This window comes from Microbacterium sp. ANT_H45B (assembly GCF_008369345.1).
Lineage (GTDB): Bacteria > Actinomycetota > Actinomycetes > Actinomycetales > Microbacteriaceae > Microbacterium.
In genome coordinates, this window is record NZ_VOBK01000001.1 from 15377 (window position 1) to 29612 (window position 14236).

General features: G+C 69.1%; 10 protein-coding genes. 5 read left to right on the top strand and 5 right to left on the bottom strand.

Annotated elements, in window-relative coordinates; all coding sequences use genetic code 11:
* Nucleotides 1-43: 43 nt before the first annotated feature.
* Complete coding sequence (locus FQ142_RS00080; RefSeq protein ID WP_149421728.1) at nucleotides 44-781, top strand: ribonuclease H; 738 nt, start codon at nucleotides 44-46, stop codon at nucleotides 779-781.
* Nucleotides 782-788: 7 nt separating this feature from the next.
* On the opposite strand, the gene FQ142_RS00085 is transcribed toward FQ142_RS00080, so the two are convergent.
* Entirely contained in the window at nucleotides 789-1973 is a 1185-nt protein-coding gene (locus FQ142_RS00085) for an FAD-dependent oxidoreductase (RefSeq protein ID WP_149421729.1), read from the bottom strand.
* Between the two features lie 39 nt (nucleotides 1974-2012).
* Here FQ142_RS00085 and FQ142_RS00090 point away from each other — a divergent pair, with 39 nt between their 5' ends.
* The 4 genes from FQ142_RS00090 to FQ142_RS17630 all read left to right on the top strand — a co-directional run bounded on the left by FQ142_RS00090 (nucleotide 2013) and on the right by FQ142_RS17630 (nucleotide 10713).
* Nucleotides 2013-2570, top strand: a complete 558-nt coding sequence (locus tag FQ142_RS00090; RefSeq protein ID WP_149421730.1) for a TetR family transcriptional regulator — start codon at nucleotides 2013-2015, stop codon at nucleotides 2568-2570.
* Between the two features lie 23 nt (nucleotides 2571-2593).
* Nucleotides 2594-3013, top strand: coding sequence for a DoxX family membrane protein (locus FQ142_RS00095; protein ID WP_149421731.1), 420 nt, complete (start codon nucleotides 2594-2596; stop codon nucleotides 3011-3013).
* Between the two features lie 342 nt (nucleotides 3014-3355).
* On the top strand, nucleotides 3356-9028 hold the full coding sequence (locus tag FQ142_RS00100; protein WP_149421732.1) for a DUF11 domain-containing protein: 5673 nt from the start codon (nucleotides 3356-3358) through the stop codon (nucleotides 9026-9028).
* A 110-nt stretch (nucleotides 9029-9138) separates the two neighbouring features.
* Nucleotides 9139-10713 carry a LuxR family transcriptional regulator gene (locus FQ142_RS17630; protein ID WP_149421733.1) on the top strand — a complete coding sequence of 525 codons (1575 nt, stop codon included), beginning with the start codon at nucleotides 9139-9141 and terminating at the stop codon, nucleotides 10711-10713.
* Between the two features lie 134 nt (nucleotides 10714-10847).
* Here FQ142_RS17630 and FQ142_RS00110 read toward each other — a convergent pair whose 3' ends face one another.
* The 4 genes from FQ142_RS00110 to FQ142_RS00125 all read right to left on the bottom strand — a co-directional run bounded on the left by FQ142_RS00110 (nucleotide 10848) and on the right by FQ142_RS00125 (nucleotide 14162).
* Nucleotides 10848-11825 (bottom strand): SRPBCC family protein, encoded by a 978-nt coding sequence (locus FQ142_RS00110; RefSeq protein ID WP_149421734.1) that lies wholly within the window; start codon nucleotides 11823-11825, stop codon nucleotides 10848-10850.
* Between the two features lies 1 nt (nucleotide 11826).
* Entirely contained in the window at nucleotides 11827-12219 is a 393-nt protein-coding gene (locus FQ142_RS00115; protein ID WP_149421735.1) for an ArsR/SmtB family transcription factor, read from the bottom strand.
* 11 nt (nucleotides 12220-12230) lie between these two features.
* Nucleotides 12231-13394, bottom strand: coding sequence for a Cmx/CmrA family chloramphenicol efflux MFS transporter (locus tag FQ142_RS00120; protein WP_149421736.1), 1164 nt, complete (start codon nucleotides 13392-13394; stop codon nucleotides 12231-12233).
* Between the two features lie 321 nt (nucleotides 13395-13715).
* Nucleotides 13716-14162, bottom strand: coding sequence for a hypothetical protein (locus tag FQ142_RS00125; protein WP_149421737.1), 447 nt, complete (start codon nucleotides 14160-14162; stop codon nucleotides 13716-13718).
* Between the last annotated feature and the right edge of the window lie 74 nt (nucleotides 14163-14236).

The following is a 14236-nucleotide window of genomic DNA, read 5'->3' on the forward strand; positions in this document are numbered from 1 at the left end:
GAGCGCGACGGGCGGTGTCGCCCGTCGCGGCTACGGTGGAGGGATGACGATCACCGCCGCCGCAGACGGCTCCGCCCTGGGCAATCCCGGCCCCAACGGCTGGGCCTGGTACATCGACGACGACAACTGGGCGGCGGGCGGGTCCCCGCACGGCACGAACAACCAGGGCGAGCTGCGGGCCGTGCTCGAACTGCTGCAGGCCACGGCCGGCATCTCCGAGAAGCTGATGATCGAGTGCGACAGCCGCTACGTGATCGATTCGGTGACCAAGTGGATGCCGGGGTGGAAGCGCAAGGGCTGGCGTAAGTCCGACGGCGGTCCGGTGCTCAACCGCGACCTGCTCGAGGGCATCGACGAGGCGATCCGCGGACGCGATGTCGAGTTCTCCTGGGTCAAGGGCCACGCCGGTCACCCGCTCAACGAGGCGGCCGACGAGCGGGCGAATGCCGCCGCCAAGGCCTACCAGGCGAAGCAGGAGCCGCGCCGCGGACCGGGCTTCACGATGGCGACGGATGCCGGCGCGGCCGCGGCGGCATCCGCTCCGATCGCGGCCGCCGCGACCCGCGACGCGGATGCTTCCGTGGCGTCGCCGACCGTGACCACGACGAGCGCCGAGCCGCTCTGGGCCGAGGCATCCGATCTGCTCGACAGTCTGTACGCCCCCGTCGACGATCCCATCGAGGTGCGGCTGGCACTCTCGAGCGACGAGCATGCCCGCCTGCGCGACCGCGCCGAGGCACAGGGCATCACACTCGAAGAGGCGCTCCGCCGCCTGATCTGACGGCTCGTCAGCCCAGCCGCTCGGGTCGGGCACCGAGTCCGACGAACCTGCCGGTCAGGCGGGACAGCGTGGGATGACGGCGCAGCATCCGCAGGGGCCGAGGCAGAGGCGCGCCCGCGTCGCTCGTCGACAGCAGCGGTCCCTGCAGTGCGCGCTGCACCGCCTGCGTCACGACGGTCGGCCAGGTGCGGCGGCGCTGGACGCGTCGGAGATCCGCCCGCCCTGGCCGGCCCTGCGTCAGCGCAGGCCCCAGGATGCGGGCTGCGGCGACGGCATCCTGGACGGCGAGGTTGATGCCGACCCCTCCTGCCGGCGACATCGCGTGGGCGGCGTCGCCGATGCACAGCATCCCGTCGACGTACCACCGGCGCAGTCGCTCGAGCCGCACACGCAACAGATGCACCTCGTCGCCCCGGATCCCCGACGCCGCGGCGCCGAGGCGGGGCGAGATCGATACGAGACGGCGCGTCATGCGCTCGACGTCGCCGTCCGTCCCGGCCCAGGAGCCGGCCGGGATCACGTGGGCGATCTGCAGGAAGTCGCCGCGGTCGATGGTGATGATCATCCCCGCTCCGGCCTGGATGAACGGGTAGTCCTCTCCCGGCTCCTTCGGCAATCGGAACCACAGCACGTCCATCGCGGCCGCCACCCCGCGCGGGGCGAGTCCCCCCGCACCCCGGATCGTCGAGTCCCGCCCGGAGGCGTCGACGACCACCCGCGCCCTGATTTCGACCACTCCCTCGGCGTCGGCTCCGGTGACTCCGACGATCCGCCCTGCCTCGCGCACGACGTCGTCGATCCTGGTCGACCGCAGCAGTCGGAACCCCGGATGTCGGGCCGCCGCCTCGGCGAGCAGGTCGAGGAAGTCCCATTGCGGCATGAACGACATGACTCGACGCGGGGTGGGCAGGTGCGAGAAGTCCGCGAGGGTGAGCTCGGTGCCGTGCCAGCTGAGGGTGACGCGATCCATGTCGGCGTGCGGCCGGGCGAGGAACTCGTCGAGCAGTCCGAGGTCACCGAGCAGCTGCTGGGTCGACGGATGGATGGTGTCCCCTCGGAAGTCGCGGAGGAAGTCGGCGTGCTTCTCGACCACCGTCACGGCGAGCCCCTGCCGGACGAGAAGCAGCCCGAGCATCAGACCTGCGGGGCCGCCTCCGACGATGACGCAGTCGGTGTCGATACGTGTGCTCATGCGGTTGAGCATGCATCACCCGAGTGCGACGATACGAGAATGGTCAATAATCGGCGCGGTCGGCCTTCGGGCGCGTCCACCGCTCGTCGCCGTCTCCTTGATGCGGCACACAGGCACGTCGATGCGGGTGATCTCGCGGTGGTGTCCTCGCGTGATCTCGCCGCCGAGATAGGGGTCAGCCACACTCTGGTCAATTATCACTTCGGCTCGCGAAACGGATTGATCGCGGCGGCGATCGCGCTGCGGGCGGCCCCGCACGACGTCATCGCCCTCTCTCGCGACGGTGACGGCCGCCTCGACCTCGAACGTCTCGCGCACGGCATCCTCGCGGTGTGGGAGCATCCCGCGCACGGCGCCCGGCTCGCCGACCTCGCTCGCCGTCTGGTCTCGGACTCCGGGGCATCCGACACGATCAGCGACTACCTCCAGGGTTCGGTCTTCGAGCCGCTCGCCGACGAGGTGGGCCGCGCGCACGCCCGCCGGATGGCCACCGCTCTCCTCGGCTTCCTGTTCGGTCGATACGTCATCGCTCTGCCGATCTTCACCCTCCTGTCGAAGGAGGAGGCGGGTCGACTGCTGTTCTCGATGCTGCGCTGAGACGCGCCGCGTACACTCGCACCATGTCGAAGAAGAATGTCGCACGCACGGTCGGTCGGATCTTCCTCGGTTCCTTCCTCGTCTTCGCCGGCGTCTCGCATCTGACGTTCGCGCGGGACGAGTTCCAGGCGCAGGTGCCGGACTGGGTGCCGCTGGATCCCGACGTGACCGTTCTCGCCTCCGGCGTCGTGGAGGTCGGACTCGGCGCGGCTCTGCTCGTCGCGCGCAAGCGCCGAGGGCTGGTCGGGGTCATCACGGCACTGTTCTTCCTCGCCGTCTTCCCCGGCAACATCGCCCAGTGGGCGGAGCACCGCGACGCCTTCGGGCTCGACACCGACGCCAAGCGCTTCGTGCGCCTGTTCTTCCAGCCGGTGCTGATCGCCCTGGCCCTGTGGTCGACGCGCCGCCCGCGCGCTCGGGGCGGCGATCGATCCGCTCCCTGACCGCGGAGCAGCGCCAGCGAGAGCCGCGCACCAGCGACACGGAAGACCGGTCGGTTCCCGAGGAACCGACCGGTCTTCCGTCGTTGTGGGCGAAGGACCGCGAGCATCCGCCCGCGAGGAGGGCCGTGGGCGTGTCGACCGCGATACAGGTGAAAACAAGGGTGAATCAGGGCACCCGAACTATGGATCCGCTGAGAACCGGTCGCCCCGACATGTAACTTGCAGAAAACTCGCCACCGTCGCGTGGGGGTGTTTCGTCGCAATTCTCATGCGGGCTCTTCGTCCCGCGTGAACGGGGAACCCACGTGTGAACACCTGGGTGAGAAAAGGAAACCGGTCACCATGGGTCGAGTTCGTATTGATTCGAAGCGCGGTCTTCTCCGCAGCTGGCGCGCGATCGCGATGGGCGCTTCGAGCTTGCTCGTCGGAGGGATGCTCGTCGCCGGCGGAGTCCTGACGGCACCGCCCGCCGTGGCAGCGGTGAACGATCCCATCTCCTGCGGCCAGGTGTATGCCCTCGACCAGAGCCCTGATGCCAACGGTCTGCACAACATCTACAGCATGAACACCGCGACCGGGGCCCTGACGCGCAACAACACCCTGACGTACGCCGGCACGCACAACGCTCTGGCGGTCGACGGCGAGGCCGGACTGTTCTGGCTGGCCACGCAGCAGACAGGCCAGTCGACCGCGTTCGTGACCAGTGTCACCGCGACGACCGGAGCGGTGGCGAACTACCCCGTCACCCTCACCGGCCTTCCCGCGACCAGCGGCGGCATCGTCATGGGCGCCTTCAACGCCGCCACCGACATCTACTACTACGGAGCCGTCGCCGATTCGACGCTCTACATCTACGGCTTCAACCGCGCCACCGACACCGCGATCGCCGGGATCGTCGCCAGAGTTCCCCTGGGCACGGGGAACAACGGCGACTTCGCGTTCGACAACGCCGGCCGTCTGTACATCGTCAGCGCGGGCCTGCTGCTCTCGGTGAACGAGACGATCCCCACGACCGGAACGGCGACCGGCGCACTGCTCACGACGACGAGCATCGCCTCGCCTCCTGCCGGGTCGCTCGGTTCGATGGCGTTCGGCGGCGACGGGCTGCTGTACCTCGCAGGCATCCCCGACGGCGGCACCGATCGTGTCCGCTACGCGGTCAACCCCAGCACCGGAGCGACGATCAACACGGTGACGATGACGCCGACGACGAACACCGTCGCCGACTTCGGCTCCTGCGCGTCTCCGAACGTGGTGCGGGTGGTGAAGGACCTCCCGGGTGGCCGTGTGGTCGCCGGCGACCAGTTCACCGTCTCGGTCACCGGAGGAGCCATCTCCCAGGGCAACACCGGCACGACGCAGGGCTCGGACTCGGGCGTCCAGGGCACTCCCGCCGAGGTGGCGGGTCCGGTGATCGGTACGCCCGGTCAGACCTACACGATCACCGAGGCGGGCTCCAACGGCACGATCCTCGGCAATTACACCAGCACGTGGACGTGTGTGGACTCCGTCAGCGGACGACAGCTCGCACAGGGGAGCGGGCCGTCGGGAACATTCGTCATGCCGAACAACGGTTTCGCAGGCTCTGATGTGCTCTGCACGTTCTCCAATGCGGCGACGCCACCTGATCTGGCGATCACGAAGAGTTCCGATGCGTCGGCGGATGCGCGGCCCGGCGACGTCGTCACCTACACGGTGACGGCGACGAACACCGGCACGGGCGCGTACACCGAGGCGAACCCCGCTGTGGTGTTCGACGACCTGTCGAAGGTCATCGACGACGGCGCCTACGGCAACGACGCGGCCGCCAGCCGTCCGGGCGCACTGACCTACACCAGCCCCCTGCTGTCGTGGCGCGGTGCGCTCGGCGTCGGCGAGTCGGTATCCCTGACCTACAGCGTGACGCTGGGCTCCTCCGGCGACGGCACCGTGCGCAACGTCGCCTGGCAGCCGAACGATCCGAACACCCCCGTCACCCCGGCGTGCGATCCCGCAGACGCTGCCGGCAACGACCCGGTCACCGGTGAGGCGTGTGCCGCGGTGACGGTGCTGCTTCCGCGCCTGACCATCGAGAAGTCGGCGGACCGCACCGAGCTGCCCGCGGTCGGCGAGACCGTGCAGTACACGATCACGGTCCGGAACCCGGGCCCGGGTGCGTACACGGCCTCCGCCCCGGCGAGCGTCACCGACGACCTCTCCAACGTGCTCGATGCCGCGGACTACAACGGCGACGCCGCAGCGTCGACGGGCGCGGTCACGGTGACGGGCAGCACGCTGTCGTGGTCGGGAGCGCTGGCTGCGGGCGCCGAAGCGACCATCACGTATTCCGTGACGTACACCGGCGCGGGAGACATGAACCTCCGCAACCTGGCGTGCGTCCCCGACGAGGACGTCGCTCCCGGCTCACCCGCGTGCGACTTCGTGCAGATCCCCGGATCGGGCCTCACCCAGTGGAAGCAGGTGCGGGCGTCGGCGACGCCGACCGTCGCCGGCACGGTCCTCACCTACACCCTCTTCTTCAAGAACGATGGAGCGGCTGCGGCGACGGTCGACGCCACCGATCACCTGATCCACGTGCTCGACGACGCGGACATCGCGAGCGAGCCGACCTCGGCGAACCTGACGGCTGTGCGCACCGGCGACGAGATCGCCATCACCGGGAGCGTGGCGCCCGGTGCGACGTACACCGTCACCTATCAGGTCGTCGTTCGCGCCGATGGGCAGCGCGGTGACAGCGTGGCCGCGAACTTCCTGCTGACGACCGGGGAGGACCCGCCCACCGACCCGGAGTGCGACCCGGACGACACCCAGCTCCCGAACTGCACCAGCACGCCGATCACCGGCATCAGCTACACGAAGAGCGTCGTCGCGTCGGCGAGTCCTGTGCAGTCGGGGACGGAGCTCACGTACACCATCACGATCACCAACACCGGTGCGACGACGGCAGCGGTGAACCGAGACGACGATCTCAGCGGCGTGCTCGATGATGCGACCCTCGTGGGGAGCCCCGAGTCCGACACCGACTCGGTGACGCTCGACGGGCCGACCGAGGGCATCCTCGAGCTGCGCGGCACGCTGCCGGCAGGCGAGACCGCCGAAGTCACCTATACGGTCGAGGTCAAGCCGTCGGGTGAGCGTGGCGACAACCGCTCGGACAACTTCCTGGTCCCCCCGGGAACGACCCCGCCGGCGGAGTGCGACCCCGCGACCGAGCAGTGCACGACGACACCGATCGGCGGGTACACCGTGTCGAAGGCGGCGAGCGTCGCGACGGTCCTGCCCGGCGGCGTGGTGACGTATTCCGTCACGGTCACCAACACCGGCTCGGTGGCGTACACGGACGATGCCCCTGCGACCTTCTCCGATGATCTCTCCGCGGTTCTCGACGATGCCTCGTACAACGGCGACGTCTCCGCCGGAGGGACGGTCGCCGGCGAGACGCTGTCCTGGTCCGGTGCGCTCGACGTCGGCGCCACGGTCACGGTGACCTATTCGGTCACGGTGAACGACCCGGCGACGGGCGACGACGCTCTGAAGAACCGGGTGACGCCGACCGGCCCCGGAGGCGAGTGCGATCCGGACGCGACATGCGTCACGGAGACGCCGGTGTCCTCGTTCACGGTCGCGAAGGCCGCATCGGCCGACACGGCGATGCCCGGTGCCGTCGTCACGTACACGATCACCGTCACCAACACCGGAGCGGTGGCCTACACCGACGCGGCGCCGGCATCCTTCACCGACGACCTCTCGGCGGTGCTCGATGACGCGACGTACAACGACGACGCCTCTGCAGGGGCGGCACTCACCGAGACGACCCTGTCGTGGTCGGGCCCCCTCGGTGTCGGAGAGACGGTCGAGGTGACCTACTCGGTCACCGTGAACGACCCGATCACGGGCGACCAGAACCTCACCAACACCGTCGTCCCCAATGCGCCCGGCGGATCCTGCGGCGAGGGCGATTGCGGAACCACCACGCCGGTCGCCTCGTTCACCGTCGACAAGACCTCCAGCGCCGCGACGGCGATGCCCGGTGACACCGTCACCTACACCGTCACCGTGACCAACACCAGTGCCGTGCCCTACACGGATGCCGATCCGGCGTCCTTCCGTGACGATCTCTCGGCGGTGCTCGACGATGCCTCGTACAACGACGATGCGACGAACGGCGCCACGCTGTCGGGCACGACCCTCACGTGGTCCGGCCCGCTCGCTGCGGGGGCGAGCATCGACATCACCTACTCGGTGACGGTCGACAAGCCGGTGACGGGCGACTTCGTGCTCCGCAACGTCGTCACCCCGACCGGACCCGGAGGGTCGTGCGCGACCGCCTGCGAGACGACGACGCCGATCGGCTCCCTCCGTGTGGAGAAGTCGACGGATGCCACCGCCGTCCTGCCCGGAGACGTCGTCGAGTACTCCATCACCGTCACCAACACCGGACAGGTGGACTACACCGACACGCAGCCGGCATCGTTCACCGACGACCTGTCGCAGGTGCTCGACGACGCCGCTTACGACGGCAACGCGGTGAGCACCAGCGGGGCCGGGGTCTCGTACGACGAGCCGACCCTCACCTGGGCTGGTCCGCTCGCGGTCGGAGACACGGTCACCGTGACCTACTCGGTCACCGTGAACGACCCGGCGACAGGCGACCAGACGCTCGAGAACGCCGTCGTCACCCCGCCCGGCATCGGTGGGAACTGCGAACCGGGCTCGACGGATCCCGCGTGCATCGCGAACGTCCCCTCCGGATCGTTCACGGTCTCGAAGTCCGCTCAGCCCGGATCGGCACTGCCGGGCGACGTGGTGACCTACACCGTCACCGTCACGAACACCGGCGAGATCCCGTACACGACGGAGGAGCCGGCGTCGTTCACCGACGACCTCTCCCGCGTGCTCGACGACGCCGCCTACAACGACGACGTCTCGCCGGGCGGCGCGGTCAGCGGAACGACGCTCACGTGGTCGGGACCGCTCGCGGTCGGCGAGGTGCGAGAAGTGACCTACTCCGTCACGGTCGATGACCCGGTGACCGGGGACTTCACCCTCCGCAACGTGGTCGCCCCCTCCTCCCCCGGAGGTGAGTGCGTCGACGGACAGTGCATCACCGACACTCCCATCGCCTCCTACACGGTCGTCAAGCAGGCGGACGTGGACGACGTGACGCTCGGCGGGGCGGTCGACTACTCGATCACGGTGACCAACACCGGCCAGGTCGCCTACACCGACGACACGGCCGCGTCCTTCACCGACGACCTGAGCGAGTTGCTCGACGATGCGACCTACAACGGAGACGCCACCGGCGGCGCGACCGTCGATGGCGACACCCTGAGCTGGAGCGGTCCCCTGGCGATCGGCGAATCGGTGACGATCACGTACTCGGTCACCGTGAACGCACCCGCGACCGGTGACGGCAACCTCCGGAACGTGGTCGTCCCCGACGGTCCCGGCGGCGGATGCGCGACCAGCGACGGATGCATCACCGACACTCCGGTGGCGGCGTACCACGTGCGCAAGACGGCATCGACAGCCGTCGCCGTCGTCGGAGACACCGTCACGTTCACGATCGCCGTAACCAACACCGGACAGGTGGCGTACACGACGGAGCGTCCGGCGACGTTCACGGACGATCTCAGCTCGACGCTGGAGATCGCGACGTTCAACGACGACGCGACCGGTTCGGCCGTCTACACGCGGCCGGTTCTCTCCTGGGCAGGCGCGCTGGCACCGGGCGAGACGGCGACGGTCACCTACTCGGTCACAATCCGGCAGGTGGGCGAGATCCTCAACGTGGTCGTCACTCCCGACGGATCCGGTGCCAACTGCGTCCCCGGCTCGAGCGACCCCGACTGCCGGACGCAGACGACCATCGTGCCTCCGGGCCTGGCCACCACCGGCATGGCGCTCTGGATGACCGCGCCCGTCGCGGGACTGGTGCTGCTCCTCATCGGATACGGCCTGATCCGACGGCGCAACGGCCGGCGCGATGGCGCCGAGGCGATGGAACCGGCCTGACAGCGAGCGGGTCCGATGGCAGCCGCATGTCATCGGGCCCGTTTTTCGGGGGAGATAGGCCTGTCCGGCACGGATAGGCTGCGAAGTGGGATAAGGAACGGGGCGAGAACGTGGCGCTGAGATCCGAATCGTTGCGCATCACGATGGATGCGCTGATCACCGCTGAGGCGTGGGAGGACCTCGTCTCCTTCATCCAGGGCAACTGGACGGAGCTCCTCGCACAGGATCCGATGTCGGCCAGGGAGGCGCTCGAGGCCCTGCCCGATGAGGTTCTGGTCGCTCACCCCCGCGCCTCTCTGGCGAAGGGCTACCTCGACCGCATCGCCCCGGGAGATCACGCGCACACGATGCGGTTCCGCAAGGCGACTCCCGCGGGTCCACCGCGCGGCGTCTTCGATGAGCTCGTGCAGTTGAGCATCCGGGCGACGGCGCGACGCGCCAGTGGCGAGTACGACGCCGCCGAGAAGATGGCCCGCGAGGCGCGAGAGCTCCTCGACGCGGCGGAGTCCTCGGACCGCGAGCAGATGCAGCAGGCGCTGCCCGAGATGACCTACGCCTGGGGCTATGTCCGTGAGCTCGCCGGCGATCTCGACGGCGCCAGACGGGAGTTCATCGACAGCTACGACATCGCCCTGATGATCGATGACCAGATGGGCCGCGCACGGGCGGCCGGGGCACTGGCGTGGATCGATGCCCTCTCCGGCAGGAACACCGAGGCCCGCAGATGGCTCGACCGCCTGCCCGAGGTCGGCGATGCATGGTGGGCCGGGCGCAGCGTCGTGCCGGCCCAGCTCGCGGAGGCCATGCTCCTGATCGGCACGTTCGAGCTCGACGACGCCCGACGGCTCCTCGCCCGGATCGACCTGCGTCCCGCCCGGGAACGCTGGCCGGCCCACAAGCTCCTCAGCGCGTTGCTTGTCGATTCCCACGTGGATGCGGTCACCATCCTCGCCGAGATCGATGCCGCCTCCGCGGCCATGCCCGAAGAGCGCGCCGAGCGAGGAGAGAGCGCGGCCTTCCTCGCCATCGCCCGACACAGACTGCTCGCGAAGCTGGGTTCGCAGTCCGCCGCACGTCTCGAGCTGAACGGCGTCGTCGTTCCGCCGTCGTCTCTCGGCGCGAAGATGATCGAGCTCTGGAAGATCGCCGATGACGCCAGATCCGGTCGCGTCGAGCGCGTCGAGCGCTCCGCCACCGCGCTGACGCTGTCCCCGGCCGCGTCGCCCTGGGTCATGGTCGCGGCGCTCGCGCTCAAAGCCGGCGCGGAGTCCGCGCTCGGAGTACCGACGGCGTCGAGGACGTGGGAATCGGCCGTCGCACTCGCCAACCGGGAACGGCTCTACAGTGCGCTGTCGATAGGAGACGGGCGCGAGATCCCCACGCTGATGGGCAGCAGCTCCGAGTCCCTCCCTCCGGAGATCGCCGTGCACATCCTCCGCACCGCCGGATCCCGGGTGCACGACCCGTTCCTCGCGCTCACTCCGCGAGAGCACGTCGTGCTGGCCGCGCGACTGCGCGGGCTGACGGTCGGGGAGACCGCGGAGGCCGTCTTCGTGTCCGTGAACACCGTGAAGACGCAGCTCAGAACCGTGTATCGCAAGATCGGCGTCACCACCTTCTCGCAGTTGAAGCGCGCCGCCAGCATGCACGGCTACATCCCCCTCCCGCAGGACGACGGGGGCTGAATCGTCCTGGCGCGCGCGGGGCGGCCATCGAGCTGCTCCATGACCCCGACTCCGACTCCGGAGAAGCGCACCAGGAACGCGGAAGACCGGCCGATCCCTTCGGGGAACCGACCGGTCTTTCGGCGTCTCACCCGTCAGACTGCGAGCAGCTCCCGCTCGAGGCGTGCGTACGACGTCTCCATGCCCTCGGCCATGCCGGTGGCGAGGATCATGTCGCGCGTCTCCTTGTCGGGGTACTCGATGTAGAGGGTGATGAGAGTCGCCCCGTCCTCTTCGTACAGGTTCAGGTCGTTCAACGTCTCGACCGGCATCCCGATCATCCGCTCCGTCTGCACCGACCGCCGCGGGGCGTCGATCAGCAGCGCCTCCCCCTCGAATCCGAACGGCTCCCCCTCGGTGTCGCCGACCGGCGCCCAGGAGGTGCGATAGCTCTGCCCCACCTCGGTGGCGACGGCGACCTCGGTCATCTCCCACCCGTCGGGCCCGAGCAGCCACTGCTTCATGAGATCGGGCTCGTTGTGAGCGCGCCAGACCAGCTCGCGCGGTCCCTCGACGAGGCGGGTGATGCGCACGTGCACGTCGTCGAGGAGCGTGACCTGCGTGCCCTTGCCCTGCGCGTAGTCGCGGAGGTCCTGCAGCACGGCGTCCATCTGGCTCATCGCCATGGTGGTCCCCTCGATCGCGCCCATCGCGATGAGCTGCTCGAGCGCCTCGGCCGACGCGAAGTGGCTGATGTTGACCATGCGCGTCCCTTCGGCGGTCTGCTCGAAGGTGAACGTCATGCGCATGGAGGGCAGGTCGGGGTTCGGATGCCCGTCGTCGTCGGCGAACGCGTCGATGACCGCGAAACCGTGCGGTCGGTCGATCTCGAGGAACTCCCAGGTGCCTGCCGCCTTCTCGCCGCGGGGCCCATGCATCGTGTAGTCGGCGTGGCCGCCGACCGTCTGATCCCACGAGGTGAAGGTCGCGGGCCACCCGGGAGGACCCCAGAAGCGCTCGAGCTGACGGGGGTCGCTGTACACGTCCCACACCCGCTCGACGGGCGCCGCGAGGTCGGCGATGACCGTCATGGTGAGGTTCTCGGTATCGGTGATGACGTCGGTGACAGGCATATCAGTCTCCTTCTCCAGTGGTCGTGCGGGTGCTGTCTTCGGTGGTCGGTCGATCTGCCGGCGCCTCGGCCAGCAGGTCGTCGAGCCGGGCGATGCGCGACCGCCACAGCTCTTCGTAACGGGCGAGGAGCGCCCTGGCGCGGGCGATCATCTCGGGATTCGCGCGGACGAGCCGCTCGCGCCCTTCGGCGCGCTTGACGATGAGATCGGCGGCCTCGAGCACGGACACGTGCTTCTGCACCGCCGCGAACGACATGTCGTATTCGGAGGCGAGGGTCGAGACGGACTGCTCCCGCTCGATCGTCCGGCGCAGGATGTCGCGTCGGGTCGACGTCGCCAGTGCGTGGAACACACGGTCGACCTCCGCTTCGCTCAGTTCTCTTTGTGCAACCATTTGGTTGTACGTTATGCCTGAGCGGGGTGGATGTCAAGGCACTTCTGCGAGACCACGAATGCGAGTGCGGCGGCACAGAGCAGCGCAGTGCTGACCAAAAGCGGCCCGGTCGCTCCGGCCGCGGTCGCGTAGGCCAGCCCGCCGAGTATCGGACCTGCGGCAGCGCCGATGTTGAGGGACGCCGTCGCGAATGACCCGGACATGGTGGGAGCGGTCACCGCGGCACGGATCGACGAGGCGATGAGCGTGCTGCCGACAGCGAAGGACAACGCCCCCTGGAGCAGTGCGAACGCGACCACCGCGAACGGGATCGTGGACAGGGCCGCGAACGCTCCCCATCCGAGGAGCAGTGCTGCTCCGCCGATCGTCAGGATGGGGCCCGAGTGGCGATCGCCGAGCCGTCCGGCCACCCACACCCCCGCGAACGAGCCGACCCCGAAGACGGCCAGCACGGCCGGCACCGCCCCTTCCGGCAGGCCTGCGGACTCCGTCACGACGGGCGCGAGGTAGGTGAACGCGCAGAAGGTCGCGCCGTTGACCAGCGCACCGAGGCCGAGCGGCATGAGCAACGCCGGATGGCGCAAGGCTGCGAGCTCCTTCGCGAGCGCGACGGGTCGTCGCCCGCCGGCGGAGCGCGTCGGTGTCGCCAGCATCACGGCGACGAGGGCAGGCACGGAGATGACGGCCACACCCCACAGGGCTGCGCGCCAGTCGAGCAGCGCCCCGATGACCGCGCCGCCGGGAACTCCCGCTATCAGCGCCAAGGTCGTGCCTCCGAGGATGACGGCGACCGTTCGTGCGATGCGGTCGGCGGGGACGAGGGCCGAGACCGTGGAGAGGGTGACCGCCAGAAAGCCGGCGTTGGTGAGCGCGGACACGACGCGGGTGATCAGGAGGACGGTGAAATCGTCGGTCACCGCACCCAGCACGTGCATGGCGATGAACACGAGCAGGAAGCTCGACAGCGCGATCCGGGGCGACCACCGGCGACTGACCGCGGCCATGAGCGGAGCACCCACGATCATCCCGACGGCGAAGGCGGAGGTCAGCAGTCCCGCCTGCGGGATGCTGATCGCGAGATCATCGGCGATCGCCGGGAGGAGACCGGCGAGCATGAATTCGGAGGTCCCCTGGGCGAAGACCGCGACGGCGAGGAGGACGATGAGAAGTGGCATGGTGAGTCCTTCGAAGTGAGGTGTCGGTCGGGGCGGACCGGCATCCAGTACTCACACACGCGAGAGAGAACGCGAAGCAGCGCCCGCTCAGATGGGGCGACGTCGAGGGTGTGAGCTACCGGCGTGCCGGCAGCTCGACCGTGGATGCTTCGGGTGAACTCACCCGACCACGGTAGCCAGGGTCGCCGGCAGGACGCAACCCATCACCGCTGGAGCGACTGCGGCTCGAGAAGGCGTGTTCCGGAATTCGAAGCGGAGCTGAATCAGCAGCGCTCCTCGGGCAGCGCCCCCGCAGAAGGAGCGCCACCCCGCAGAGTAGGGTCAGCCGAAGGCCGGGGTGACCACCTTGCAGGTGACGGGCTCCCCGGGTGCCGCCGAAGTCGCCGTCGCGATCTCACGTGTCCCGTCGACCAGCACGCGACATGTGGCGATCGATCCGGACGGCGGAGTCGCGCTCACCAGCGCTTCCTCCCCGGCGAGCACGATCACCTCCCGGTCCCAGAGAGCCCCCTCCCCGCCGGGGGACGCAAGAGCTGTCTGAGACCCCAGATCGGTCACCTCCGGGGACGCACCTCGTTTCTCGGCACCTTCGACGGTCACCTCGGTGAGCTCGACGTCCTGGGGCCCGTCCACGACCACCTGATACGTGACCGACCAGGCGTCGCCGAAAGTCTGGTTCACGATGCTGCACGCGGTGAGCGGGAGCAGCGCGATCGCGGCAGCGGCGGCGAGGAACGGGCGGAGGCGGTTACGCAGAGATGTGCTCATACATCAACCCTCACCCGCCGCCGGCATCCCGCGCGTCAGCCTGCCGGGGCATCCGGGTCCTACCCGCGGATGAT

Coding starts and splice junctions, on each gene's coding strand:
- FQ142_RS00080 (WP_149421728.1), top strand. CDS start 44: ATGACGATCACCGCCGCCGCAGACGGCTCCGCCCTGGGCAATCCCGGC.
- FQ142_RS00085 (WP_149421729.1), bottom strand. CDS start 1,973: ATGAGCACACGTATCGACACCGACTGCGTCATCGTCGGAGGCGGCCCC.
- FQ142_RS00090 (WP_149421730.1), top strand. CDS start 2,013: ATGGTCAATAATCGGCGCGGTCGGCCTTCGGGCGCGTCCACCGCTCGT.
- FQ142_RS00095 (WP_149421731.1), top strand. CDS start 2,594: ATGTCGAAGAAGAATGTCGCACGCACGGTCGGTCGGATCTTCCTCGGT.
- FQ142_RS00100 (WP_149421732.1), top strand. CDS start 3,356: ATGGGTCGAGTTCGTATTGATTCGAAGCGCGGTCTTCTCCGCAGCTGG.
- FQ142_RS00110 (WP_149421734.1), bottom strand. CDS start 11,825: ATGCCTGTCACCGACGTCATCACCGATACCGAGAACCTCACCATGACG.
- FQ142_RS00115 (WP_149421735.1), bottom strand. CDS start 12,219: ATGGTTGCACAAAGAGAACTGAGCGAAGCGGAGGTCGACCGTGTGTTC.
- FQ142_RS00120 (WP_149421736.1), bottom strand. CDS start 13,394: ATGCCACTTCTCATCGTCCTCCTCGCCGTCGCGGTCTTCGCCCAGGGG.
- FQ142_RS00125 (WP_149421737.1), bottom strand. CDS start 14,162: ATGAGCACATCTCTGCGTAACCGCCTCCGCCCGTTCCTCGCCGCCGCT.